The organism is Paracoccus sp. TRP, assembly GCF_000185925.1.
GTDB lineage: Bacteria > Pseudomonadota > Alphaproteobacteria > Rhodobacterales > Rhodobacteraceae > Paracoccus > Paracoccus kondratievae.
Genome location: NZ_AEPN01000014.1, coordinates 68,258 through 90,082 on the forward strand (window position 1 = coordinate 68,258; position 21,825 = coordinate 90,082).

General features: G+C 62.9%; 21 protein-coding genes, 1 tRNA gene and 1 pseudogene. 15 read left to right on the forward strand and 8 right to left on the reverse strand.

Annotated features, from left to right (window positions below; genetic code table 11):
• The first annotated feature begins 23 nt into the window (after nucleotides 1-23).
• Nucleotides 24-3,488: a transcription-repair coupling factor gene (mfd, locus tag PARACOCCUSGL_RS0110345; protein WP_010396052.1), complete on the forward strand. Its 3,465-nt coding sequence runs from the start codon at nucleotides 24-26 to the stop codon at nucleotides 3,486-3,488.
• 420 nt (nucleotides 3,489-3,908) lie between these two features.
• Here the strand turns inward: mfd and clpA are convergent, their stop codons facing one another.
• Together clpA and gloB are read right to left on the reverse strand one after the other, a co-directional pair.
• Complete coding sequence (gene clpA, locus PARACOCCUSGL_RS0110350; RefSeq protein WP_010396055.1) at nucleotides 3,909-6,230, reverse strand: ATP-dependent Clp protease ATP-binding subunit ClpA; 2,322 nt, start codon at nucleotides 6,228-6,230, stop codon at nucleotides 3,909-3,911.
• A 261-nt stretch (nucleotides 6,231-6,491) separates the two neighbouring features.
• Nucleotides 6,492-7,238 (reverse strand): hydroxyacylglutathione hydrolase, encoded by a 747-nt coding sequence (gene gloB, locus PARACOCCUSGL_RS0110355; protein ID WP_010396057.1) that lies wholly within the window; start codon nucleotides 7,236-7,238, stop codon nucleotides 6,492-6,494.
• A 51-nt stretch (nucleotides 7,239-7,289) separates the two neighbouring features.
• Here gloB and PARACOCCUSGL_RS20490 point away from each other — a divergent pair, with 51 nt between their 5' ends.
• The 7 genes from PARACOCCUSGL_RS20490 to PARACOCCUSGL_RS0110390 all read left to right on the forward strand — a co-directional run bounded on the left by PARACOCCUSGL_RS20490 (nucleotide 7,290) and on the right by PARACOCCUSGL_RS0110390 (nucleotide 13,737).
• Nucleotides 7,290-8,078 carry a methyltransferase domain-containing protein gene (locus tag PARACOCCUSGL_RS20490; RefSeq protein ID WP_010396058.1) on the forward strand — a complete coding sequence of 263 codons (789 nt, stop codon included), beginning with the start codon at nucleotides 7,290-7,292 and terminating at the stop codon, nucleotides 8,076-8,078.
• Nucleotides 8,079-8,403: 325 nt separating this feature from the next.
• A complete protein-coding gene (locus tag PARACOCCUSGL_RS0110365; protein ID WP_176224526.1) occupies nucleotides 8,404-8,964 on the forward strand; it encodes a F0F1 ATP synthase subunit delta in 561 nt (186 codons plus the stop codon).
• Nucleotides 8,964-10,499 carry a F0F1 ATP synthase subunit alpha gene (gene atpA, locus PARACOCCUSGL_RS0110370; RefSeq protein WP_010396062.1) on the forward strand — a complete coding sequence of 512 codons (1,536 nt, stop codon included), beginning with the start codon at nucleotides 8,964-8,966 and terminating at the stop codon, nucleotides 10,497-10,499. Before PARACOCCUSGL_RS0110365 ends, atpA begins: the two co-directional genes overlap by 1 nt.
• A gap of 12 nt (nucleotides 10,500-10,511) precedes the next feature.
• The gene (locus tag PARACOCCUSGL_RS0110375) at nucleotides 10,512-11,384 is read left to right on the forward strand and encodes a F0F1 ATP synthase subunit gamma (protein WP_010396064.1); all 873 of its coding nucleotides are present in this window, start codon (nucleotides 10,512-10,514) and stop codon (nucleotides 11,382-11,384) included.
• Between the two features lie 18 nt (nucleotides 11,385-11,402).
• Nucleotides 11,403-12,827: a F0F1 ATP synthase subunit beta gene (gene atpD / locus PARACOCCUSGL_RS0110380; protein WP_010396066.1), complete on the forward strand. Its 1,425-nt coding sequence runs from the start codon at nucleotides 11,403-11,405 to the stop codon at nucleotides 12,825-12,827.
• Nucleotides 12,828-12,836: 9 nt separating this feature from the next.
• A complete protein-coding gene (locus PARACOCCUSGL_RS0110385) occupies nucleotides 12,837-13,283 on the forward strand; it encodes a F0F1 ATP synthase subunit epsilon (protein WP_010396070.1) in 447 nt (148 codons plus the stop codon).
• Between the two features lie 154 nt (nucleotides 13,284-13,437).
• Entirely contained in the window at nucleotides 13,438-13,737 is a 300-nt protein-coding gene (locus PARACOCCUSGL_RS0110390) for an H-type lectin domain-containing protein (protein ID WP_050804186.1), read from the forward strand.
• 9 nt (nucleotides 13,738-13,746) lie between these two features.
• Here the strand turns inward: PARACOCCUSGL_RS0110390 and PARACOCCUSGL_RS0110395 are convergent, their stop codons facing one another.
• Together PARACOCCUSGL_RS0110395 and PARACOCCUSGL_RS0110400 are read right to left on the reverse strand one after the other, a co-directional pair.
• Nucleotides 13,747-14,517 (reverse strand): alpha/beta fold hydrolase, encoded by a 771-nt coding sequence (locus PARACOCCUSGL_RS0110395; RefSeq protein WP_010396073.1) that lies wholly within the window; start codon nucleotides 14,515-14,517, stop codon nucleotides 13,747-13,749.
• On the reverse strand, nucleotides 14,514-15,113 hold the full coding sequence (locus tag PARACOCCUSGL_RS0110400) for a 2-hydroxychromene-2-carboxylate isomerase (protein WP_010396074.1): 600 nt from the start codon (nucleotides 15,111-15,113) through the stop codon (nucleotides 14,514-14,516). Before PARACOCCUSGL_RS0110400 ends, PARACOCCUSGL_RS0110395 begins: the two co-directional genes overlap by 4 nt.
• Nucleotides 15,114-15,194: 81 nt before the next feature.
• On the opposite strand from PARACOCCUSGL_RS0110400, the gene PARACOCCUSGL_RS0110405 reads away from it, so the two are divergent.
• Nucleotides 15,195-16,214: a ribose-phosphate pyrophosphokinase gene (locus PARACOCCUSGL_RS0110405; RefSeq protein WP_010396076.1), complete on the forward strand. Its 1,020-nt coding sequence runs from the start codon at nucleotides 15,195-15,197 to the stop codon at nucleotides 16,212-16,214.
• Between the two features lie 69 nt (nucleotides 16,215-16,283).
• On the opposite strand, the gene PARACOCCUSGL_RS0110410 is transcribed toward PARACOCCUSGL_RS0110405, so the two are convergent.
• The 3 genes from PARACOCCUSGL_RS0110410 to rlmB form a co-directional block, all read right to left on the reverse strand.
• Nucleotides 16,284-16,736 (reverse strand): CoA-binding protein, encoded by a 453-nt coding sequence (locus tag PARACOCCUSGL_RS0110410; protein WP_010396080.1) that lies wholly within the window; start codon nucleotides 16,734-16,736, stop codon nucleotides 16,284-16,286.
• A 187-nt stretch (nucleotides 16,737-16,923) separates the two neighbouring features.
• Nucleotides 16,924-17,337, reverse strand: a complete 414-nt coding sequence (locus PARACOCCUSGL_RS0110415; RefSeq protein WP_010396084.1) for a YHS domain-containing (seleno)protein — start codon at nucleotides 17,335-17,337, stop codon at nucleotides 16,924-16,926.
• Nucleotides 17,338-17,435: 98 nt separating this feature from the next.
• Nucleotides 17,436-18,233 carry a 23S rRNA (guanosine(2251)-2'-O)-methyltransferase RlmB gene (gene rlmB / locus PARACOCCUSGL_RS0110420; protein ID WP_010396086.1) on the reverse strand — a complete coding sequence of 266 codons (798 nt, stop codon included), beginning with the start codon at nucleotides 18,231-18,233 and terminating at the stop codon, nucleotides 17,436-17,438.
• Nucleotides 18,234-18,400: 167 nt separating this feature from the next.
• On the opposite strand from rlmB, the gene PARACOCCUSGL_RS0110425 reads away from it, so the two are divergent.
• The 6 genes from PARACOCCUSGL_RS0110425 (at nucleotide 18,401) to PARACOCCUSGL_RS20495 (ending at nucleotide 21,553) form a co-directional block, all read left to right on the forward strand.
• Nucleotides 18,401-18,484 (forward strand) — tRNA-Tyr (locus tag PARACOCCUSGL_RS0110425).
• 230 nt (nucleotides 18,485-18,714) lie between these two features.
• Entirely contained in the window at nucleotides 18,715-19,572 is an 858-nt protein-coding gene (locus PARACOCCUSGL_RS0110430) for a hypothetical protein (protein WP_010396088.1), read from the forward strand.
• Nucleotides 19,565-20,926 (forward strand): plasmid recombination protein, encoded by a 1,362-nt coding sequence (locus PARACOCCUSGL_RS0110435; RefSeq protein ID WP_010396090.1) that lies wholly within the window; start codon nucleotides 19,565-19,567, stop codon nucleotides 20,924-20,926. The genes PARACOCCUSGL_RS0110430 and PARACOCCUSGL_RS0110435 overlap by 8 nt, the downstream gene beginning before the upstream one ends.
• Nucleotides 20,927-21,030: 104 nt before the next feature.
• Nucleotides 21,031-21,276 carry a type II toxin-antitoxin system ParD family antitoxin gene (locus PARACOCCUSGL_RS0110440; protein WP_010396097.1) on the forward strand — a complete coding sequence of 82 codons (246 nt, stop codon included), beginning with the start codon at nucleotides 21,031-21,033 and terminating at the stop codon, nucleotides 21,274-21,276.
• Nucleotides 21,273-21,449 (forward strand): type II toxin-antitoxin system RelE/ParE family toxin, encoded by a 177-nt coding sequence (locus PARACOCCUSGL_RS22405; protein WP_237701510.1) that lies wholly within the window; start codon nucleotides 21,273-21,275, stop codon nucleotides 21,447-21,449. The genes PARACOCCUSGL_RS0110440 and PARACOCCUSGL_RS22405 overlap by 4 nt, the downstream gene beginning before the upstream one ends.
• Nucleotides 21,365-21,553, forward strand: a complete 189-nt coding sequence (locus tag PARACOCCUSGL_RS20495; RefSeq protein ID WP_237701509.1) for a type II toxin-antitoxin system RelE/ParE family toxin — start codon at nucleotides 21,365-21,367, stop codon at nucleotides 21,551-21,553. The genes PARACOCCUSGL_RS22405 and PARACOCCUSGL_RS20495 overlap by 85 nt, the downstream gene beginning before the upstream one ends.
• Nucleotides 21,554-21,630: 77 nt before the next feature.
• Here PARACOCCUSGL_RS20495 and PARACOCCUSGL_RS20500 read toward each other — a convergent pair.
• Nucleotides 21,631-21,792 (reverse strand): annotated as a pseudogene (locus PARACOCCUSGL_RS20500) (transposase domain-containing protein); the annotation flags it as partial.
• Between the last annotated feature and the right edge of the window lie 33 nt (nucleotides 21,793-21,825).

A 21,825-nucleotide genomic window follows, 5' to 3' on the forward strand; every position in this document is an offset into this window, starting at 1 on the left:
GTACCGGGTTTACCTCACCGTCCATGTCCGCTCATCCCGAACACCTGATCCTTTCCGGCGCGCCCGAAGGCATGGATGCCGCGCTGCTCGCGCGCGAGCTGGCCCGTGGCAACCCGGTCATCCATATCGCCCGCGACGACCGGCGCATGGCCGCGATGCGTGCGGCGCTGGCCTTTTTCGCCCCCGGCGCGGTGGTGCTTGAGTTTCCTGCCTGGGACACGACCCCCTATGACCGGGTCTCACCCGCGCCCGGCGTGATGGCTGCGCGGATGGCGGTGCTGACGGCGCTGGCTCATGGTGCGCTGAAAGGCCCGTTGATTCTGCTGACGACGCTGTCCGCCGCCATGCAGCGCGTACCTGCGCGCGAGGTGCTGCGCGATGCGGGCTTTTCTGCCGCGGTGGGTGACCGGATGGATGAGGCGGGCCTGCGCGCCTTTTTGTCGCGCATGGGCTTTTCGCAGGCCCCGACCGTGACTGAGCCCGGCGATTTTGCCGTTCGGGGCGGGATCATCGACATCTATCCTCCGGGCGAATCGGGGCCGATCCGGCTGGATATGTTCGGCGATGTGCTGGATGGCGCGCGGCGTTTCGACCCCGAGACGCAACGCTCGATCGAAAAGCTGGACCGGATCGAGCTTGCGCCCATGTCCGAGGTGATTCTGGATGAGGCTGCGATCACCCGTTTTCGCCAGAACTACCGTGCCGAATATGGCGGCGGGGCGAATGATCCGCTGTATGAGGGGATAAGCGCCGGTCGCAAGATGGCGGGGATGGAACATTGGTTGCCCTGGTTCCATGCGCGGCTGGAAAGTCTGTTTGACTATCTGCCCGGCGCCTCGGTGATGACGGACGATCATCTTGATCAGGTCCGCGATGCGCGCTGGCATACGATTACCGAGCAATTCGAGGCCCGGCGCGAGGCGCTGGCTCGCAAGGGCGGCTCGGACACGGTCTATCGCCCGGTCCCCCCCGCCGAGATGTTCCCCGATGAGGCCGAATGGTCGCGCTGGCTGGCGGCGCATCGCGTGCTGCGCCTTTCGGTCCTGCCGCAGCCGCCCGGTCCGGGCATTCTGGACGCAGGGGGTCGGATCGGGCGTAACTTCGCACCCGAGCGTCAGGCCGAAAAGGGTAATCTTTTTACCGCACTGGCCGACCATCTGCGCAAACTGCAATCGACGCATAGGGTGGTGATCGCCAGCTTTTCCGAAGGCGCGCGCGAGCGGCTGGCCGGCCTGATCGCCGATGAAGGCGTGCAGGGTGCAAAACCCATCACCGATCTGCGCGACCTGCCCGAGCAACCCGGCGCGCTGGGGTTGGCGGTCTGGCCACTGGAAGAAGGCTTTGTCTCGGATGGTTCGGCCACCGGGCGGCTGGCCGTAATCTCGGAACAGGATGTGCTGGGCGACCGGCTGATCCGGGGCGCGAAAAAGCGTCGCAAGGCCGAAAATTTCCTGCGCGATACCACTACGCTTTCCCCCGGCGATCTGGTCGTTCATGTCGAACATGGCATCGGGCGCTATACCGGGCTTGAGACCGTCATGGCTCTTGGCGTGCCGCATGACTGCGTGGCGCTGGAGTATGCGGGCGGAGACCGGCTGTATCTGCCGGTCGAGAATATCGAACTGCTGAGCCGTTACGGGCATGAAGAAGGGCTGCTCGATAAGCTGGGCGGCGGCGCATGGCAGGCCCGCAAGGCCCGGCTGAAAGAGCGGATCAAGCTGATCGCCGACCGGCTGATGCGGGTGGCCGCCGAACGCCTGCTGCGTCCTGCGCCCGTGCTTGAGCCCGAACATCATGAGATGGAAAGCTTTGCTGCCCGCTTTCCCTATGCCGAAACCGAGGATCAGGCGGCCGCCATCGTTGACGTGACCGAGGATCTGGCCGCCGGGCGGCCAATGGATCGGCTGGTGGTCGGCGATGTCGGTTTTGGCAAAACCGAGGTCGCCATGCGCGCGGCCTTCATTGCTGCCTCACAGGGTGGGCAGGTTGCGGTGGTTGCGCCGACGACGCTGCTTGCGCGGCAACATTTCCGCACCTTTGCCGAACGTTTCCGCGGCACCGCGATCAATGTCCGGCCGCTGTCGCGCTTTGTCTCGGCCAAGGATGCGGCCGAAACCCGCAAGGGGCTGGCCGAGGGTACGGTTGATATCGTCGTCGGCACCCATGCGGTGCTGTCGAAACAGGTGCGCTTCAAGAACCTGACCCTGCTGATCGTGGACGAAGAACAGCATTTTGGTGTCGCCCATAAAGAGCGGCTGAAAGAGCTGCGCAGCGACATCCATGTTCTGACCCTGACTGCGACGCCGATCCCTCGCACGCTGCAACTGTCGTTGACCGGGGTGCGTGATCTGTCGATCATCGGCACTCCGCCGGTCGATCGGCTGTCGATCCGTACTTATGTCAGCGAATTCGACGGGGTAACCATCCGTGAGGCGCTGCTGCGAGAGAAATACCGTGGTGGACAGAGCTTCTTTGTCGTGCCGCGCCTGGCCGATCTGCCCGAGGTCGAGGAGTGGCTCAAGGAGCATGTGCCCGAGGTCAACTATATCGTCGCCCATGGCCAGTTGGCGGCAGGCGATCTGGATCAGCGGATGAACGCCTTTTACGACCGTGGGGCGGATGTGCTTCTGGCAACCACTATTGTCGAATCGGGACTGGATATCCCGACCGCCAATACCATGGTGGTCTGGCGTGCCGATATGTTCGGCCTTGCTCAGCTCTACCAGATCCGTGGGCGGGTCGGCCGCTCGAAAACCCGGGCTTACTGCTATCTGACAACCAAGCCGCGTGTGCCGCTGACGCCGCAAGCGATCCGGCGGCTCAAGTTCCTGGGCGCCATCGACAGTCTTGGGGCGGGCTTCAACCTTGCCTCGCAGGACCTTGATCTGCGCGGCGCAGGCAACCTTTTGGGTGAGGAGCAGTCTGGCCATATCAAGGAGGTGGGCTTTGAGCTGTACCAGCAGATGCTGGAAGAGACGATCGCCAAGCTGAAATCCGGCGAAATCGAAGGCACGCCCGAGGACGAATGGGCCCCGCAACTGAACCTGGGGGTGCCGGTAACGATCCCCGAAAGCTATGTGCCGGATCTGGATGTACGGTTGGGCCTTTATCGCCGGTTGGCCGAGCTGACCACCAAAGTCGAGCTTGAGGGTTTTGCGGCCGAGCTTATTGACCGGTTTGGCCCCCTGCCGCGTGAGGTGAACACGCTGCTGCTGGTCATTCGCATCAAGGCAATGGCCAAGCGTGCCAATATTGCCAAGCTGGATGCTGGTCCGAAAGGCGCGACCATTCAGTTCCACGGCGACAAGTTTCCGAACCCTGCCGGGCTGGTGGAGTTCATTCACGACCAGCGCGGGCAGGCAAAGATCACCGATAACCGGATCGTGCTTTTGCGCGATTGGGCGACGGAAGCCGACCGTATCAAGGGCAGCTTTGCCATCGCCAAGGAACTGGCGGCCAGGATCAAGGAAGGCAAAGCCAAAGCATAACCAGAATGACGGTTATGATGTTTGCACCTCCGGAGGCTTTGCCTCCGGAGGTGCAATGGATATTTAGACACGAAAGAAGCCGAGGTGGCGGTTGAGGTGTCATCGGAGGTTTGATTGGGTGGCGGTTTTTCTTGCCGAGGCGATGGTTGCGCGGGGGCGCCGGGCTTAGCTGTTTCCAGCGTGCCTCGTGCCTCGTGCCTTGGGGGCGGGCCGGGTGTGGTGTCCTCAGAAATCTGCGACGTCTGCGGCACCCGTTCAGACATTGGCGTAGCGCGGCCTCTCAGCGTCGCAGGGATTTTCCGGGACCTGTGCCCAACGGTCTCGCAAGGCCAGCCAGATTTCGCTTTGAAACTCTGGTTGGTGATCCGATCCCAGAATAGGTGAAGGGCGGCACGATTGTGCCGCCCTTTTGAGTTTCGGTTAGTCAGCTGTCAGAAGGGGTGGCCGGGTATTGCTGATCCGGGGCGTTTCGGGACCAGTGATGTCGAAGACAGGTTTGTCGTCTTCGATCCGGACCCGGACCACGCCGCCTTTGGTCAGGCGGCCGAACAGCAGTTCTTCGGCCAGGGGCTTTTTAATCCATTCCTGAATCACCCGGCCAAGAGGGCGGGCGCCCATCTGTTCGTCATATCCACGCTCGGCCAGCCAGTCGGCCGCCTCTGAGCTGAGTTCGATATGGACGCCGCGGTCGATGAGCTGGGCTTCAAGCTGCAGCACGAATTTCTCGACCACTTGTACGATGATTTCGCGCGCGAGCGGCGCGAAGCTGATGACGGCATCCAGCCGGTTGCGGAATTCTGGCGTGAAGGTCCGTTCGATGGCGGCGGTATCCTCGCCCTCGCGGCGTTCGCGCCCGAAACCGAAAGCAGCCTTGGCCTGATCGGCGGCGCCCGCGTTCGAGGTCATGATCAGGATCACGTTGCGGAAGTCCACCTGACGACCATTGTGATCGGTCAGTTTGCCGTGGTCCATGACCTGAAGCAGGATGTTGTAGACATCCGGATGGGCCTTTTCGATCTCGTCGAGCAGCAGCACGCAATGCGGATGCTGGTCCACACCATCGGTCAGAAGCCCGCCCTGATCGAAGCCGACATAGCCCGGAGGCGCGCCGATCAACCGGCTGACGGCATGTTTCTCCATATACTCGGACATGTCAAAGCGCAGCAGTTCGACCCCGAGGGTCGAGGCGAGCTGCTTGGCGACCTCTGTCTTACCGACGCCAGTGGGGCCGGCAAAGAGATAGTTACCGATCGGTTTTTCCGGCTCACGCAGGCCAGCCCGTGCCAGTTTGATCGAAGAGGCCAGTGCCTCGATCGCTGCGTCCTGACCAAAGACCAGACGTTTCAGCGTCGCCTCGAGATCCTTCAGCACTGCCGCATCGTCCTTGGAGACGTTCTTGGGCGGGATGCGGGCAATTTTGGCCACGACTGCCTCGATCTCTTTCGGGCCAATCGTCTTACGGCGCTTGCTTTCCGCGACCAGATGCTGGGCCGCTCCGGCCTCGTCGATCACATCGATGGCCTTGTCGGGCAGCTTACGGTCGTGGATGTAGCGAGCCGAAAGCTCGACAGCGGTGCGGATCGCGTCGTTGGTGTAACGCAGATCGTGGTGCTTTTCGAAGCTCGGTTTCAGCCCCATGAGGATCTTGATCGTATCGGGCACGGTCGGCTCGTTCACGTCAATCTTTTGGAAGCGCCGCGACAAGGCGCGGTCCTTTTCGAAATGCTGGCGGAACTCTTTGTAGGTGGTCGAGCCCATGCAGCGCAGCTTGCCGCCGGCGAGCGCCGGCTTGAGCAGGTTCGAGGCATCCATTGCGCCACCAGAGGTTGCGCCCGCGCCGATCACAGTATGGATCTCATCGATGAAGAGGATGGCGTCAGGATGCTCTTCCAGTTCCTTGACCACGGCTTTCAGCCGTTCCTCGAAGTCGCCGCGATACCGGGTACCGGCCAGAAGGGCGCCCATATCCAGCGAGAAAATGGTCGAGCCCGCCAGCACCTCGGGCGTTTCGCCTCGGGTGATCTTGAGCGCCAGCCCCTCGGCGATCGCAGTCTTGCCGACACCGGGATCGCCCACCAAAAGCGGGTTGTTCTTGCGGCGGCGGCAGAGGACCTGAATGCAACGCTCAACCTCGTCGGCGCGGCCGATCAGCGGATCAACATCGCCTTTGGAGGCTTTCTTGTTCAGGTTGACACAGTATTTTGCCAGCGCGGATTCGTCCTTACCCTGCCCCTGTTCGGTCTGGGCTTGCTCGGCTTGCTGTTCAGCGCCCTGAATCGTGCGGTTTTCCGAGAAGGACGGGTTTTTTGCCACGCCATGGGCGATGAAATTCACCGCGTCATAGCGTGTCATATCCAGCTCTTGCAGGAAGAAGGCGGCGTTCGATTCCCGCTCGGCGAAGATGGCGACAAGGACGTTCGCCCCGGTCACCTCGGTCCGGCCCGAGCTTTGGACATGAATCGCGGCGCGCTGGATTACGCGCTGGAAAGCGGCGGTGGGGACGGCCTCGGAACCCTCTACATCGGTGATAAGGGTCGAGAGATCATCTTCGATGAACTCGACCAGCATGCGGCGCAGCTCGTCCAGATCGACATTGCATGCCCGCATTACCTTTACGGCGTCGGGTTCCTCCGTCAGCGCGAGCAACAGATGCTCTAGCGTGGCAAGCTCATGGCGATGTTCGTTGGCCAGCGCGAGCGCAGCATGGATGGCCTGTTCCAGGGAGGTCGAAAAGGACGGCACTTCAAGCTCCTGTCAGTCGGCTGGCGGTTTGGGCCGCCAGATTTAGCGGTCCACCTGACCAGACTGTCACGATACAGTTAAGAATTGGTGGATTTTCGCGCAATTCAAGCGGTATTTGCTTCCGCTCATGCGGATTTTTCCGCCGTTGAGGCAGATGTGATATCCGGCTGGCCGGATTTCAAGCATCTGGCCGGTGGGAAATCCGGTTAACGGAATATCTGCGGGGCGGAGGCGAATTTTCTTGCCGTGTCACAAATAGGGTCAGAATCGGTCCTTCATCGCCCGCAGCTCGGCAAAGACTTTGGCGTCCGCGGCACCGGCAAGGCCCAGCGAGGCCGCCAGTTCGCGTACGCGCAGGAAGGGATTTGTTGCCCGTTCCTCGGCCAGGGTCGAGGGGACGCAAGGGCGTGCACCTGTCGTGGTTTCGGTCAGCCGCTGTTGCAGCGCGGCGTTATCAGGATCGACCGACAGGGCAAAGGCGCCGTTGCCGCGGCAGTAGTCGTGCCCCGAGCAGACCAGTGTTTCGGCGGGCAGCGCGTTCAGGCGTGAGAGCGAGGCCCACATCGTGTCGGCATCGCCTTCGAACAGGCGGCCGCAGCCAAGCGCCATCAGGCTGTCGGCGGTAAAAACCATCGCCGATCCGGGCAGGTGAAAGGCGACATGACCGATGGTGTGGCCGGGAACGTCAATGACCCCGGCCGTTTCTCCGCAAAGATCAAATTTCTCACCGGGCCGCACGGCCTGATCTAACGCTGGCAGACGCGTGGCATCGTCGGCATTGCCGATTACTACGGCGCCGGTTGCGGCTACAAGTTCAGGCACCGCCTGAATATGATCGTCATGGTGATGGGTCAGCGCGATCTGGCTCAATGACCAGCCACGTGCACGGAGTTCGTGTAGAATCGGCTCTGCTTCCGGGGCGTCTATCAATGCGGTCTGTCCGTTGCCGTGCACAAGCCAGGCATAGTTGTCGGTCAGACAGCGGACAGGGACGAGTTCCAGCGGCATTGGCAAATTCCTTTCTTTGCCGCACTCTGGCGCTGCGAAGCCGGAGGCGCAATGCATCACGATGTATTCGAGCTACGTAAGTTCTACTATACCCGCGCGCTGGGGCGGGTGGTGCAGCGCATATTGCGCGACCGTCTGACAGACCTGTGGCCCCCCGATCAGGCGCAGGGCATGACCGTGGCGGGATATGGCTTTGCTGCACCGCTGATGCGGCCTTATCTGGGGCGTGCGCGGCGGGTGATCTCGTTGATGCCGGGTCCGCAGGGGGTGATGGCCTGGCCGGTCGGCCTGCCCAATTGCTCGGTCCTGTGCGAAGAAACAGCCTGGCCGCTGGATACCGGCAGTGTGGATCGGCTGGTGCTTTTGCATGCGCTAGAGACCGCCGATCATCCGTCGGTGGTGATGGACGAGGCGTGGCGGGTCCTGGGCCCCGGCGGTCGGCTGATGGTGATGGTGCCCAACCGGGCCGGGCTGTGGGCGCGTTCCGAGACGACGCCGTTCGGCTTTGGGCGCAGCTATACTGCCGGTCAGCTTGAGGTGCAGGCGCGGGCGGCGGGTTTCGTCACCGAGCGCACCGGAGCCGCGCTTTATATCCCGCCCTCGGATCGGCGGTTCTGGCTTAAAAGCGCCCAGATGTGGGAGCGGGCAGGCCTGCGTATCAGTCAGGTGCTGGTCGCGGGACTGGTTCTGACCGAGTTCAGCAAGCAGGTGCCTGCTCCGGTCGGGCGGGGCAGGGGGGTCAGCGTTCCGAGCCCGCTTGACGTGCTGGAGGGGATCGCACGACCCCGGCCCGCCGGGCAGGGCGCCGGTCGCATCGCCCGCGATCCGGGACCGGGCTGAACGCCCCCCTTGCGAAGGCGAATCCTCACGCCGGTCGCCGGTCGCTTTGGGCGAATCTTTGCCAGTGGGCGTTGGGGTAACAGGGCCACAGTGACGGACTGTTTGCGCAATCGGTCGTAGCGGCGCTCCACCAAGGGTCGCAAACCCTCATATTTCCGTGTTCAAGGCGGTTGCGGCAGCGAAAATCACCTGCTAGAGACGCCGCAGATTTTCGGGAAGGCTCCAGCCGGATTGTGCCAGAGCCGCCCCTTGGACCCGCGCTCCGCGACAGACCGGCCCTTCAGCCGGCCCGCCTGCGGAGCTTGCGCTAACCGGAAGGATGACCGTGGCCAATTCCGCTTCGATTTCCGCTGATATCGCCGGGCGTTATGCGCAGGCCCTGTTCGATCTGGTCAGGGATGCGGGCGGTATCGACGCCCTGTCTGCCCAGATCGACGATCTGGCCTCGGCCTATGACGCCAGCAAGGACCTGCGCGATCTGACCCTCTCGCCCATTTATGACCGGCAGCAGCAGGAGGTTGCGGTTACGGCTTTGGCCGGGCGCATGGGCCTGTCGGCTGAACTGGCCAATACGCTGCGGCTGATGGCCCGCAACCGCCGGCTGTTTGCACTGCCGCAATTCGTTGCCCGGCTGCGCACGCTGATCGCCGACGCCAAGGGCGAGGTGACGGCTGATGTGGTCAGCGCCCAGGCGCTGAGCGACGAACAGAGGACCCGTCTGGCGGAAACACTGGCCGCCAAATCGGGCAAGAAGGTGAAACTGAACGCGCGCGTCGATGAAAGCCTCATCGGCGGCATGATCGTCAAACTGGGCTCGCAGATGATCGACAGCTCGATCCGCTCGAAGCTCGCCTCCCTCCAGAATGCTATGAAAGAGGTCGGATAATGGGAATCCAGGCAGCCGAAATCTCGGCCATCCTCAAGGATCAGATCAAGAATTTCGGTCAGGACGCCGAGGTGGCCGAGGTCGGGCAGGTGCTGTCCGTCGGTGACGGTATCGCCCGCGTCTATGGCCTGGACAAGGTTCAGGCCGGTGAGATGGTCGAATTCCCGGGCGGCATCCGCGGGATGACCCTGAACCTTGAAGCCGACAACGTCGGTATCGTGATTTTCGGCGATGACCGCGACATCAAGGAAGGTGACACCGTCAAACGGACCGGCACCATCGTGGAAGTCCCGGCCGGCAAAGAACTGCTTGGCCGCGTCGTTGACGCGCTTGGTAACCCGATCGACGGCAAAGGCCCGCTGAACGCCTCGGAGCGCCGCATCGCCGACGTCAAGGCGCCGGGCATCATGCCGCGCAAATCGGTGCACGAGCCGATGGCCACCGGCCTCAAGTCGGTCGACGCCATGATCCCGATCGGCCGCGGCCAGCGCGAGCTGATCATCGGCGACCGTCAGACCGGCAAAACCGCCATCGCTCTGGACACCATCCTGAACCAGGCGAACTACAACGGCCGCGAAGCTGACGGCATGAAGACCCTGCACTGCATCTATGTCGCAGTGGGTCAAAAGCGTTCGACCGTCGCCCAGCTGGTAAAAAAGCTCGAAGAAACGGGCGCCATGGCCTACACGACCGTCGTGGCCGCGACCGCTTCGGACCCCGCACCGATGCAGTATCTGGCGCCCTATTCGGCGACCGCCATGGGCGAATATTTCCGCGACAATGGCATGGATGCGCTGATCATCTATGACGACCTGTCGAAACAGGCTGTCGCCTATCGCCAGATGTCGCTGCTGCTGCGCCGTCCGCCGGGGCGTGAAGCCTATCCGGGTGACGTTTTCTACCTGCATTCGCGTCTGCTTGAGCGTTCGGCCAAGATGAACGACGCCAATGGCGCCGGCTCGCTGACCGCGCTGCCGATCATCGAAACCCAGGCGGGCGACGTGTCGGCCTATATCCCGACCAACGTGATCTCGATCACTGACGGCCAGATCTTCCTGGAAACCGAGTTGTTCTTCCAGGGTATCCGCCCGGCCGTGAACACCGGTCTGTCGGTGTCGCGCGTTGGTTCGGCCGCCCAGACCAAGGCGATGAAATCGGTCGCCGGCCCGGTGAAACTGGAACTGGCGCAGTACCGCGAAATGGCTGCCTTTGCCCAGTTTGGTTCGGACCTCGACGCGGCGACGCAAAAGCTGCTGAACCGTGGTGCGCGCCTGACCGAGCTGATGAAACAGCCGCAGTACTCGCCGCTGACCAACGCCGAAATCGTGATCGTCATCTATGCCGGTACGAAAGGCTATCTGGACAGCATCCCGGTCAGGGACGTGACCAAGTGGGAGCGCGGCCTGATCCAGTACCTGCGCAACCAGAAGGCTGATCTGCTTGAGGACATGACCAAGAACGACCGCAAGGTTGCGGGCGAGCTTGAGGATGCGATCAAGGCAGCGCTGGACGGCTACGCCAAGACCTACGCCTGAGAGGAGGGATAGATGCCCAGCCTCAAGGACCTCAAGAACCGGATCGGCAGCGTCAAGAACACGCGCAAGATCACCAAGGCGATGCAGATGGTCGCCGCCGCGAAACTGCGCCGTGCGCAGGAAGCGGCCGAGGCCGCGCGCCCCTATGCCGACCGGATGTCGGCGGTGATCGCTGGCCTGACCGCCGCTGCGGCTGGTTCGGCCGCGGCACCGCGCCTGCTGGCCGGCACCGGCGAAGATCGTCGCCACCTTCTGGTGGTGATGACCTCCGAGCGCGGGCTTGCGGGCGGATTCAACTCGTCCATCGTCAAGCTCGCCCGGCTGCGCCTGCAAGAGCTGCAGGCGCAGGGCAAGCAGGTGTCGATCCTGACCGTCGGCAAAAAGGGCCGCGAACAGCTCAAGCGCGAATACGGCGCCCTCTTTGTCCATCACGTCGACATGAGCGAGGTCAAACGTATCGGCTATGAGAATGCGCGCGACATTGCGGACGAAATCCTCGCCCGCTTTGACGCTGGCGAGTTCGACGTGGCGACGCTGTTCTTCAACCGCTTCGAATCGGTGATCAGCCAGGTGCCGACGGCCCTGCAGGTTATCCCGGCGGTCGTCGAGGAAGGCGAGGCCGCGGCCTCGGCGCTTTACGACTATGAACCGGACGAAGGCGCGATCCTGAACGACCTGCTGCCGCGTGCGGTGGCCACGCAGGTCTTTGCCGCGCTGCTGGAAAACGCGGCTTCGGAACAGGGTGCGCGGATGACCGCCATGGACAACGCGACCCGCAACGCCGGTGACATGATCGACAGGCTGACGACGGAATATAACCGCTCGCGTCAGGCCGCGATCACCAAAGAACTGATTGAAATCATCTCGGGCGCAGAGGCGCTCTGACACGTAGGGGTTAAACACATGGCAGAGGCCAAGGGAAAAATCACGCAGGTGATCGGCGCCGTCGTCGATGTGCAGTTCGACGGCCCGCTTCCGGCGATTCTGAACGCACTCGAGACTGAAAACAACGGCAAGCGTCTGGTGCTGGAAGTGGCTCAGCACCTGGGTGAGAACACCGTCCGCACCATCGCGATGGACGCGACCGAAGGTCTGGTCCGTGGTCTGGCCGTGCGCGACACCGGCGGCCCGATCACCGTGCCGGTTGGTGACGCGACTCTGGGCCGGATCCTGAACGTGGTTGGTGAGCCGGTGGACGAAGGCGGTCCGGTTGACGCAAGCCAGACCCGCGCCATCCACCAGCCGGCTCCGGACTTCGCCGCTCAGGCGACCGCGTCCGAGATCCTGGTTACCGGTATCAAGGTTATCGACCTGCTCGCGCCCTACTCCAAGGGTGGTAAGATCGGCCTGTTCGGCGGCGCCGGCGTTGGTAAGACGGTTCTGATCATGGAACTGATCAACAACATCGCCAAAGTGCACTCGGGCTACTCGGTGTTCGCCGGTGTGGGCGAGCGTACCCGCGAAGGTAACGACCTGTACCATGAGATGGTGGAATCGGGCGTTATCAAGCCTGACAACCTGTCGGAATCGCAGGTGGCTCTGGTCTATGGCCAGATGAACGAGCCTCCGGGTGCGCGGATGCGCGTGGCGCTGACCGGTCTGACCCTGGCCGAGCAGTTCCGCGACCAGTCGGGCACCGACGTTCTGTTCTTTGTCGACAACATCTTCCGCTTTACGCAGGCGGGTTCCGAGGTGTCGGCGCTTCTGGGCCGTATTCCCTCGGCCGTGGGTTATCAGCCGACGCTGGCGACCGACATGGGCGCCCTACAAGAGCGGATCACCTCGACCAAGAGCGGCTCGATCACCTCGGTGCAGGCCATCTACGTTCCGGCCGACGACCTTACCGACCCGGCTCCGGCGACCTCGTTTGCCCACCTCGACGCCACCACGGTTCTGTCGCGCGCCATCTCCGAGCTTGGTATCTACCCGGCTGTGGACCCGCTCGACTCGACCTCGCGGATCCTTGATCCGGCGATCGTTGGCGAAGAGCACTATCAGGTTGCGCGCGACGTTCAGGGTATCCTGCAGAAATACAAGTCGCTGCAGGACATCATCGCCATTCTCGGCATGGACGAACTGTCGGAAGAGGACAAGCTGACCGTGGCCCGCGCCCGGAAGATCCAGCGCTTCCTGTCGCAGCCCTTCGACGTGGCGAAAGTCTTCACCGGCTCGGACGGTGTGCAGGTGCCGCTTGAGGACACGATCAAGTCCTTTAAAGCGGTGGTTGCCGGCGAATACGACCACCTGCCGGAAGCGGCCTTCTACATGGTCGGCGGCATCGAGGACGTGAAAGCCAAGGCGCAGCGCCTCGCCGCTGACGCGGCGTAAGGGGGCGATATGGCCGATACGATGCAGTTCGACCTCGTCTCGCCGGAACGGAACCTGCTTTCCGTTGCGGCGCGCGAGGTGCGCCTGCCCGGCGCCGAAGGCGATCTGACGGCGATGCCCGGCCATGCTCCGGCCATCGTCAATCTGCGCCCCGGTCTGGTGACGGTGGTTGCGGCCGACGGGACCGAGACGGAATTTGCAGTGACCGGCGGTTTCGCCGAGATCAACGGTGAATCCGTCAGCCTGCTGGCCGAACGCGGACATCCGCGCGCCGAGATGACGCAAGAGGTCTTTAACGAAATGATGGCTCAGGCCCGTCGTCGCGTTGAGACCGCCAAGGAACGCGAATCCGCCGGAGAAGAGCTGGTCGCCGCTGCGGTCAAGCTGCTGGCCGATATGGAGGCGCTTGGCACGCACATCGGGCTGGACCCCAATCAGGCCAATTTCCCGCACTGACGGGGAATTGACGCCAACAGCGGCAGGCCCCATAGTAAGCCCCGGTTTTTCCGGGGCTTTATTCTTTTTCGCAATCACCTTTCATGAAAGATTGGGGGGACTCCTGAGATATTTTGGCCAGTTTGCCGTTGGGGTCGCTCAGGGCACGACCGAGATGTTCTCGGCATTCGAGAGTGGCGGCCCGATGTGGACCGGAGAGGGGCCTAGGGTCGAGGCCCAGCAGGTCCAGTTTGACGAGCCCTTTATTGAGCCACCGGTAGTCCACGTTTCACTGACGATGTGGGATATTGATTGCGGCGCCAACCAGCGCGCCGATATCCGCGCGGCGAACGTGACCGAGACAGGATTCGAGCTGCAATTCCGGACCTGGGGCGACACGCGTGTTGCGCGGGTGCGGGCCAGTTGGATGGCCATTGGCCCGCTGCGCCACCATGACGATTGGGAGGTCGGCTGAACGCCGGCCTTAGGCCCGTTCGAGGTTCAGCGCGATCAGCTCGGCCACCTGGCGTGGATGGGTGATCGGCAGCATATGGCTTGCTCCGGGTACGCGGGCGCGACCGACATCAGGCATCCGCGCAGCCAGAGCATCCGCAATCGCGGGAATGACGGGCGGGGACTCTTCACCCATGATGATCAGTACCGGTGCGTCGATAGCCTCTAGCCCGTCAGGACGCAGGATATTGGCCGCGTCATGGCGCAGCGCCTCGTTGCTGGCGTGAACAAGGTGAATTTGCCGCGCAAGCCGCGCCCGGCCCGCAGGCGTCTGTGCATCCCAGTCCAGCCCGCCCCAGCAGGCAAGAAAGGCTCGTGCCGCCTCGGCATCTTCGCCTGCTTTCAGCTTGGCCTCGACCTCGGCCATCAATGCGTCGTTATGAGCGTCGGGCGCGGCGGCAAAGAGCACTGGCTCGATCAGGGTCAGGCTTCGTACGGCCTCGGGCGCGGCGACGGCGATGCGCAGGGCGACGGTCGCCCCCATGCTGTGACCGATCAGATCCAGCGGCCGGTCGATCAGCGCGGCAACGGTGCGCGTGGTAAAGGTGTGGTAGTCAGGCGTCCCGCCATCCCAATCCGGGCTTTGCCCGTGGCCGGGCAGGTCAGGCGCGCTGATCCGCACATGATCACGCAGAGTCTCGGCAATCGGACCCCAATAGACGCCATTGCCCATCATGCAATGCAGCGCCAGTGCCGGGCGATCCTGGTTCCCCGGCCATTGCCTTAGATGCAGCACGCTCACAGTGAGGCCAGATGCCGGTCAAGAAAGTCCAGCCGGTCCTGACCCCAGAACCGCTCACCCGTTTCGCGCACGATGTAGAAGGGGGCGCCAAAGACGCCGTCCTCGACCGCTTGCTCAAGGTTGCGTGCAAAGGTCTCGGCACCGATGAACAGGCCTTTGTTGGCAAGTTCGGGGTCAAAACCTGCCGCAGAGAGTTTGTCACGGATCACCGCGTCATCGGCGATGTCGGCCTCTTCTGCCCAGACCCCGCGCAGGAAACTTTGCACCAGGCCAGCCAGATCGCCGCCGCCGGCCTCTTGCGCGGCAATGATCGCATAGGACGAGGGCGCGGGGTTCACGGGCCAGAAGGCGGGCCTCAGGTTCAGCGGCTGACCCAGATGTCCGGACCAGCGGCGCAGCTCTTGTGCGCGGTACTCCATGCGCGAGGGATGGCGGTTCGCCGGGCGGATGCCGCCGGTGCGGTCAAAGAGCTGTAGCAGATCGACAGGCTTGTAGGTGATCGTTGCGCCGTGCCGGGCGGCGATTTCCTCCAGCCGGTTTCCGGCGAGATAGGCCCAGGGGCTGGGTGTGCCGAAGTAATAGTCGATATGCGCCATGGTTTTATCCTCGGGGTTTGCGAGCAGGCTAGCCCGGTGCTAAGCGAGGTGCAATCGCACGAATCCAGACAGGACACGCCCATGCCGGCCATGACCGAACCCAAGCTCATCGCGGGAAATGCGAACCGGCCTCTGGCCACCGCGATCGCCCGCCGCATGTCGATGCATCGCGGGATGAATGTCGCCCCGATCGAGGCGCGGGTCGAACGCTTCAACGATCAGGAAATCTTTGTCGAGGTCTATGAGAACGTCCGCGGCGAGGACATGTTCATCATCCAGCCGACCTCGAACCCGGCCAACGACAACCTGATGGAGCTGCTGATCATGACCGATGCGCTGCGGCGCTCGTCTGCGGCACGTATCACGGCGGTCATCCCCTATTTCGGCTATGCCCGGCAGGACCGCCGCGCCAAGGCCCGCACGCCTATCAGCGCCAAACTGGTTGCGAACCTGCTGACCGAGGCAGGCGTTGACCGGGTTCTGACGCTGGACCTGCATGCCGCCCAGATTCAGGGCTTTTTCGATATTCCGGTGGACAACCTTTATGCTGCCCCGGTCTTTGCACTGGATATCAAACATCACTTCCGTGACCGCATGTCGGACCTGATGGTGATTTCGCCTGACGTTGGCGGTGTTGCCCGGGCACGTGAACTTGCACAAAGGATCGGCGCACCGCTCGCCATCGTGGACAAGCGCCGCGAAAAGCCGGGCGAAGTCGCCGAGATGACGGTGATCGGTGATGTGACCGGCAAGACCTGCATCATCGTTGACGATATCTGCGACACCGCTGGTACCTTGTGCAAGGCTGCACAGGTGCTGACCGAGCATGGCGCGACCGAGGTTCACGCCTATATCACCCATGGTGTGCTTAGCGGCCCGGCGGTCGAGCGGGTTCAGAATTCGGTGATGAAATCGCTGGTCATCACAGATTCGATCGAGCCGGGCGCCAAGGTGAAATCGGCCACGAACATCCGCATCGTACCCACGGCGCCGATGTTTGCTCAGGCGATTCTGAACATCTGGAACGGCACCTCGGTCAGCTCGCTGTTCGAGGTGGGGACGCTGGGCCCGATCTACGAAGGGCTTTATTCGGGCTTCTGATCGTCCGGAAATCAATCAGGGCCACGGATCGCGGGCAGGGGCTGTTTCGCGATCCGTGGTCCTGTTCATTCAAAGAAAGCGCGGGAATTCGATCTTGGGGCAGCGATCCTCGATCACCGTCAGACCACGGGCGCGCGCCCGGGCGGTGGCCTGCGGATGGCTGATGCCAAGCTGCATCCAGATCGTGCGCAGCTTCGGCAGATGAGCGATGGCCTCATCGACTATGGCGGGCACTGCGTCGACGCGGCGGAAGATATCCACCATGTCGACCTCGATTTCGGGCGGGATCGAACGCAGGTCAGGATAGACATGCTCATCCAGAATCATGCTGCCAGCATGCGTCGGGTTGACCGGCACGATTCGATAGCCCTGAGATTTCAGATAGCGCGCAACGCCCCATGACGGACGCACCTCGTTCGGCGACAGGCCGACGATGGCAATGCAGCGGGCGGTGCGCGCGATCCGCGCTATGTCGTCATCAACCGGCGAACTGCCTGTGTCGCGAAGTATGGCCAGATTCATTCTGATCCTCCCCCAAAGATCTCAACCGAAAGTGGCATGGAAAAAGCGCCCGGTCCAGAGTGCTGGCCGGGCGCAAGTCGCGGAACGAGGGACAGTGATCTGAACATGACCGTTCCGAGGTCATGTCCAATAAATAAATGGGAACTGTGGCGAAATGGTTCCATCGTTATCACGAGAAAGTGAATTTTTAGGGATTAAGTTGCACCCAAACGGCTTTTGCGCGCATCAGAATGCCCTGTGGGTCGGCTAAAAGCCGCTCGCGTGCCCGTTCAGAGCGCACAAGATAGGTTCGCTGGCCAATGACCACGAAATAGCGCGGATTGCCGGGCTCTGAGCGCCCTTCGGACAGGGCGACGACGCAAAGTCCGCCCAACCCCGGCGCATAGGCCTTGGGGTTTGCTTCGAAAAGGTTGCGGTTATGCTCGCTGGCAAAATGCCAGGCCTGACCGCGCCAGACGGTGACCAGATCGTTACGCCCCGGAACGGCCGCATTCTCCATCCCGTATGAGACCGGGTCCATACCGTCGAGCGCCCAATCCTCTGCCATCGTCGCGTTGGCAGGCAGGAAAAGGAACAGGCTGGCGAGAATCGGTCGAATCATGGCTGCGCATAGGCTGAGGGTTGCCTATGGATCTGGCAAATCGCCTTGCGATTCTCAACCGGGACGGGCGCTTTCTAGCGCCGTTGTGATGGCACCGCTCAGCTCTGTGAAGCGGCGTAAAGCGCCACGGCCGCCGCGTTCGAGACGTTGAGCGAGCCGAAATCGGCTGCAAACGGGATACGCAGGATATGATCGCAGGTTTCGCGTGTGCGTTCGCGCAGCCCCGGTCCCTCGGCGCCAAGCACCAGGCAGATCGCACGACCCGAGAGGGCGCGCAGAGTTTCGGGCAGGGTTTCTTGCCCGGTCCCGTCGAGCCCAAGGACGGTATAGCCCATGGCCTTCAGCTCGATCAGCGCATCGGCAAGGTTGGTGACGCGCAGATAGGGCTGGCGTTCCAGCGCGCCCGAGGCGGTCTTGGCCAGTGCCCCGGTTTCGGGTGCGGAATGGCGGGCCGGGGCGATAACTGCCCGTGCGCCAAAGACCTCGGCCGAGCGCAGGATTGCGCCTACGTTATGCGGATCGGTCACGCGGTCCAGCGCCACCATCAACGGGCGCCCCGGTCCGGACAGCGCCAGATCCTCAAGCTTGCCCCAGGCAAGCGGCCTGACCTCCAGTGCGGCGCCCTGATGGACGCTGTCGGGTGCCAATGGTACGGCCTTGTCAAAGGTCCGGGCATCGGTGATTTCTGGTTCGGTCCCCTCTGGCAGAGGGCCCAGACGATCAAGCGCATTGCGAGTGACGACCAGGCGCAGCTTTTCGCGGCGGGGGTTAGCCAGCGCATCGCGCACCGCATGCAGGCCGAATAGCCACAGCGTTTCGGCTGCGGCGGCGCGGCGGGCGCGTTCCTTGTCGATGACCCAGGCGGGTTTTTTGGTTTTCTGCGGTTTCTCGGCCATATCCTGTCCCCGGCTGTCGTTCCGACTGCGCAGAAAATGCGGGAAATTGCAAGTTCTGCTGCGGGATGGTCGAAACTGATGGCTGGCCACAACTTTTCCCCTGATCCCTGCTTGACGCCCTGCGCCGGGCGGGATAATCACCCCTCCACACGCCGAAAGCGTTCGGCGGGCGACGTGCTGCAAGGTGCGGCAGCGGACTGTAACTCCGCCGGGGAGACCCATGCCTGGTTCGATTCCAGGGTCGCCCACCACTTCTTCTGAAAACTGAACGAAATCAACGAAGTGGTGTCCCGCATTCGTGCAATGCGGCAGTATACAAATCAATAGGTTATGACGCAGGTGTCCCGCAGTTCCGGGCCTTGTCTGTGCAAAAGAAAGCCGCCGGAGGAGCTGGCACTCCATCCGACGGCACTGTCAAAGGTCTTCTGACAAAAGAATATGTCACAGTTTCCCGCCGCGCAACCCCGTGGGGAGGTGCAGCATGAGCTGGAAGGTCGCGAATCTTTGCGCCGGGCGGCGCTTCGGTAGTCCGGTGCGAAAACAGATCATCATGTTTCTGGCCGACAAGGCCAGCGATGACGGGTCGGGCATCTGGTGTTCCAAGGGAACGATCCAGCGCTACACCGAGCTTGGCGAAACCACCGTCAAGCGCACGATCAACGAATTCCTGAACGAAGGCATCCTGATCGAGACCGGCCGCCGTGCCTGCAAGAACGGTTTTACCGTCGTCTATCGCATTTCCCTTGCCGCCGTCCGCACCCTGGAGGGCATTGCCGAACCCGATGATGAGACGGGGTCCACAGAGGACGGGGTCTACCGTGAACCCGGAACGGGGTCCGCTGCGGACCCGGTACCCCGTCCACAGCGGACCCCAAACCATCCTGAAACCATCCATAAACCACCTTCGCGCGCAGGCGCGCGCGAGGCGGCGGCTGAATCTCTTGAGATATTGAAGGCCTATCCAACCGACCGATGTCGCAACGAAGCGGCCTGCCTGCACCACGTTGAGGCTGCCATGCAGGAGGTCGGGTATGAAAAGCTTCTCTCGGCTGTAAAGCGCTATGCGCTGGAGACCGCAGGCTATACGCGCTCAAAGGTCTGCTTCTCGGATAACTGGTTCAGGGTGGGCCGCTGGCGCGATTACATCGCGGACGAGCCGGAATCGCCTCAGGTGCCCACCCCGGCGCATGCGGCAAAAACTGCCGACTGGATCAAATCCCGTCACCCTTTGTGTCGAACGCTCAGCGTCGGGCAGGTCCGTATGGCGCTGGACCTGGAGCTGGTTTCCCGCAGCGAAGTGCGCGCCGCAGGCTTCAGCGAGGGCTTGCGTTATGTCTGAGCGTAGCGGCAAATCGATCTTCGCGCACAAGCAGACCTATTCGCGCAAGGGCAACAGCAAGAGCCGGTCGGTCAGCGAGGTCGCGGATGAGGCCGAGCGGCTGGACGGGGCCTGCCCGCATGTCGAAGATCCGCAGCCGCCCACCATCCTCGAAGGCATGCGGCCTTCGGAGGTGGTCGCGCTGATCGAGCAGCGCGTCGCCGAACAAAACAAGCTGCTGCGCCGATTGCGCAAGGAGCAGCCGGAGCGGAAGGAGGCGCTGCGGAGCATCCGCAGCGACACGCATGTGATGATCGGCAGCGTCTTTAGTTTTCCCGACCCGGTCGAGGATATGGATGAGGCCGATTATCTGCGCTGGCGCAAGGACGTGATCGCCTTCGCCAGGGTCGATGCCGCGCGCAACGCGGCCGAGGTGGTGAGCATCGTCGAGCATCGCGACGAAGCCCACCCGCATGTGCATGTGCTGGCCGTGCCCATATGTGCAGAGGGCAATATGCGCATGGACGCCAAGCGCTGCCATGAGGGCCATCGCGAGCAGGACCGGCACAAGGATCACGGCTGGTCCGGTTCGCCGTCGCGCAGCTACAAGCAGGCGATGCGCGGCTGGCAGGACCGCTATCACGCCGAGGTCGGCGCGAAGCATGGGCAGGCCCGGACGGGACCACGCCGCCGCCGTCTGGACCGGCCTGCGTGGAAGGCCGAGCAGGAGCGGCTGAAGGCGCAGAAGGAGGCAGAGATTGCCATCTTGCGCGCCGAAGAGGCTCGTCGCCTTGCCGACGAGGAAGAGCGCCGCCGCGACCTGGTCATGCAGGACACGGTCGCCAGACGGCTTCGGGAGGCCGAGACGGTCCATGCCATCGCTGCCGGTGGGCTGATCGCCGCCATCCGGCAGATCGATCCCGACCCGGTGCTGCGGGAGCGGCTGGAGACGCCGGGGGAGATGGGCGCTTGGACGCATCACGATGCAGATCGCAACCGCGAAATGCACAACGCGCTGGCGCCGGTTCTCAGCGACGGGCTGGAAGCCCTGCGCCAGCCGCTGACAGGTCGGGGGCTGCTCGGCGGTCTGTCCGGCTTCCTGCGCGGGGTCGCGGGTTGGGTCCATCGCCTCGCCGATACCAGCCCGCGCTGGCTGAAATGGCCGGAGACCGTGGCCTATGTGGCGCAAGGGGCGAAGCAGGCGTTCGGCACGACTTACACGGCCTCGACCCTGGTCGGGGTCATTGAGGCCTCGCCGGCATGGCAATCCTTCAGCGGCGAGGCGAGAGCGCGGCTGGATCAGGTGCGGGCGGTGCAAGCGCTGACGAATCCGCGCGACTCTCGACCAGACGCTTCATCGCAAAGGGGCATATGACAACATGCGCCTATGCCAATATGCCCATCCGGCAACCCAGAGCCGGCAATTGCGGATGATACGATTTTTTGGTAATATCTGGTATCGACGCGTAGGAGGCCCGCATGTCCCGCAACACATCGGTTTCGCTCGGCGATCACTTCGTCAGCTTCATCGACGCGCAGGTGAAGGGCGGCCGCTATGGCTCGGCCAGCGACGTGGTGCGGGCAGGGCTGCGGCTCCTGGAGGAGCACGAGGCCAAGGTAAAGGCCCTTCAGGACGCCCTGATCGCCGGAGAGGACTCCGGCCGGGCGGAAGGCTTCGACCTCGACCAGTTCATTGCCCGCAAGATGGCCGGCCGCAACGCATGAAGGCGCTGGCCTTCACCGTCGCGGCAACGGTCGATCTGGAGAAGATCTGGAATTATACGGAACGCGAATGGGGCCTCGCGCAAGCTATGTGCAGGAGCTGCGCGACACCTGCCGCGCGCTGGCCTCAGGGCAAAGGTGCGGCAGAAAAGTTGGTGTTCGGCCTGGCTATCTGAAGTGCCTGAGCGGATCGCATGTCATCTTCTTCCGGGATCTGGGCGATACGCTGGAAATCGTCCGCATCCTGCACGGCGCGCAGGATGCCGAGCGGCATCTGTGACTGGTGCAGACTTGTGCGGATGGCAGAATGCACGAAGGACAGGATCGCAATATGACCATATGTAAGCGCTGTCCTGATCACACGGTTACGGGGTAGTTCCACGGGATCAGGTCGTCGATCTGGCCTTGTTTGTGGCCTTTGACGATGGCGGTGAGTGTGGCGGTCAGCCATGCGTGAGGATCGACGCCGTTCATCTTACAGGTCTCGATCAGTGAAGCGATGACAGCCCAGTTTTCGGCTCGGTGTCAACGGCGGAGCAAAAGTCGGCCGGG

Coding starts and splice junctions, on each gene's coding strand:
- mfd (WP_010396052.1), top strand. CDS start 24: ATGTCCGCTCATCCCGAACACCTGATCCTTTCCGGCGCGCCCGAAGGC.
- gloB (WP_010396057.1), bottom strand. CDS start 7,238: ATGCCGCTGGAACTCGTCCCTGTCCGCTGTCTGACCGACAACTATGCC.
- PARACOCCUSGL_RS20490 (WP_010396058.1), top strand. CDS start 7,290: ATGCATCACGATGTATTCGAGCTACGTAAGTTCTACTATACCCGCGCG.
- atpA (WP_010396062.1), top strand. CDS start 8,964: ATGGGAATCCAGGCAGCCGAAATCTCGGCCATCCTCAAGGATCAGATC.
- PARACOCCUSGL_RS0110375 (WP_010396064.1), top strand. CDS start 10,512: ATGCCCAGCCTCAAGGACCTCAAGAACCGGATCGGCAGCGTCAAGAAC.
- atpD (WP_010396066.1), top strand. CDS start 11,403: ATGGCAGAGGCCAAGGGAAAAATCACGCAGGTGATCGGCGCCGTCGTC.
- PARACOCCUSGL_RS0110385 (WP_010396070.1), top strand. CDS start 12,837: ATGGCCGATACGATGCAGTTCGACCTCGTCTCGCCGGAACGGAACCTG.
- PARACOCCUSGL_RS0110390 (WP_050804186.1), top strand. CDS start 13,438: ATGTTCTCGGCATTCGAGAGTGGCGGCCCGATGTGGACCGGAGAGGGG.
- PARACOCCUSGL_RS0110400 (WP_010396074.1), bottom strand. CDS start 15,113: ATGGCGCATATCGACTATTACTTCGGCACACCCAGCCCCTGGGCCTAT.
- PARACOCCUSGL_RS0110405 (WP_010396076.1), top strand. CDS start 15,195: ATGCCGGCCATGACCGAACCCAAGCTCATCGCGGGAAATGCGAACCGG.
- PARACOCCUSGL_RS0110410 (WP_010396080.1), bottom strand. CDS start 16,736: ATGAATCTGGCCATACTTCGCGACACAGGCAGTTCGCCGGTTGATGAC.
- PARACOCCUSGL_RS0110415 (WP_010396084.1), bottom strand. CDS start 17,337: ATGATTCGACCGATTCTCGCCAGCCTGTTCCTTTTCCTGCCTGCCAAC.
- rlmB (WP_010396086.1), bottom strand. CDS start 18,233: ATGGCCGAGAAACCGCAGAAAACCAAAAAACCCGCCTGGGTCATCGAC.
- PARACOCCUSGL_RS0110430 (WP_010396088.1), top strand. CDS start 18,715: ATGAGCTGGAAGGTCGCGAATCTTTGCGCCGGGCGGCGCTTCGGTAGT.
- PARACOCCUSGL_RS0110435 (WP_010396090.1), top strand. CDS start 19,565: ATGTCTGAGCGTAGCGGCAAATCGATCTTCGCGCACAAGCAGACCTAT.
- PARACOCCUSGL_RS0110440 (WP_010396097.1), top strand. CDS start 21,031: ATGTCCCGCAACACATCGGTTTCGCTCGGCGATCACTTCGTCAGCTTC.
- PARACOCCUSGL_RS22405 (WP_237701510.1), top strand. CDS start 21,273: ATGAAGGCGCTGGCCTTCACCGTCGCGGCAACGGTCGATCTGGAGAAG.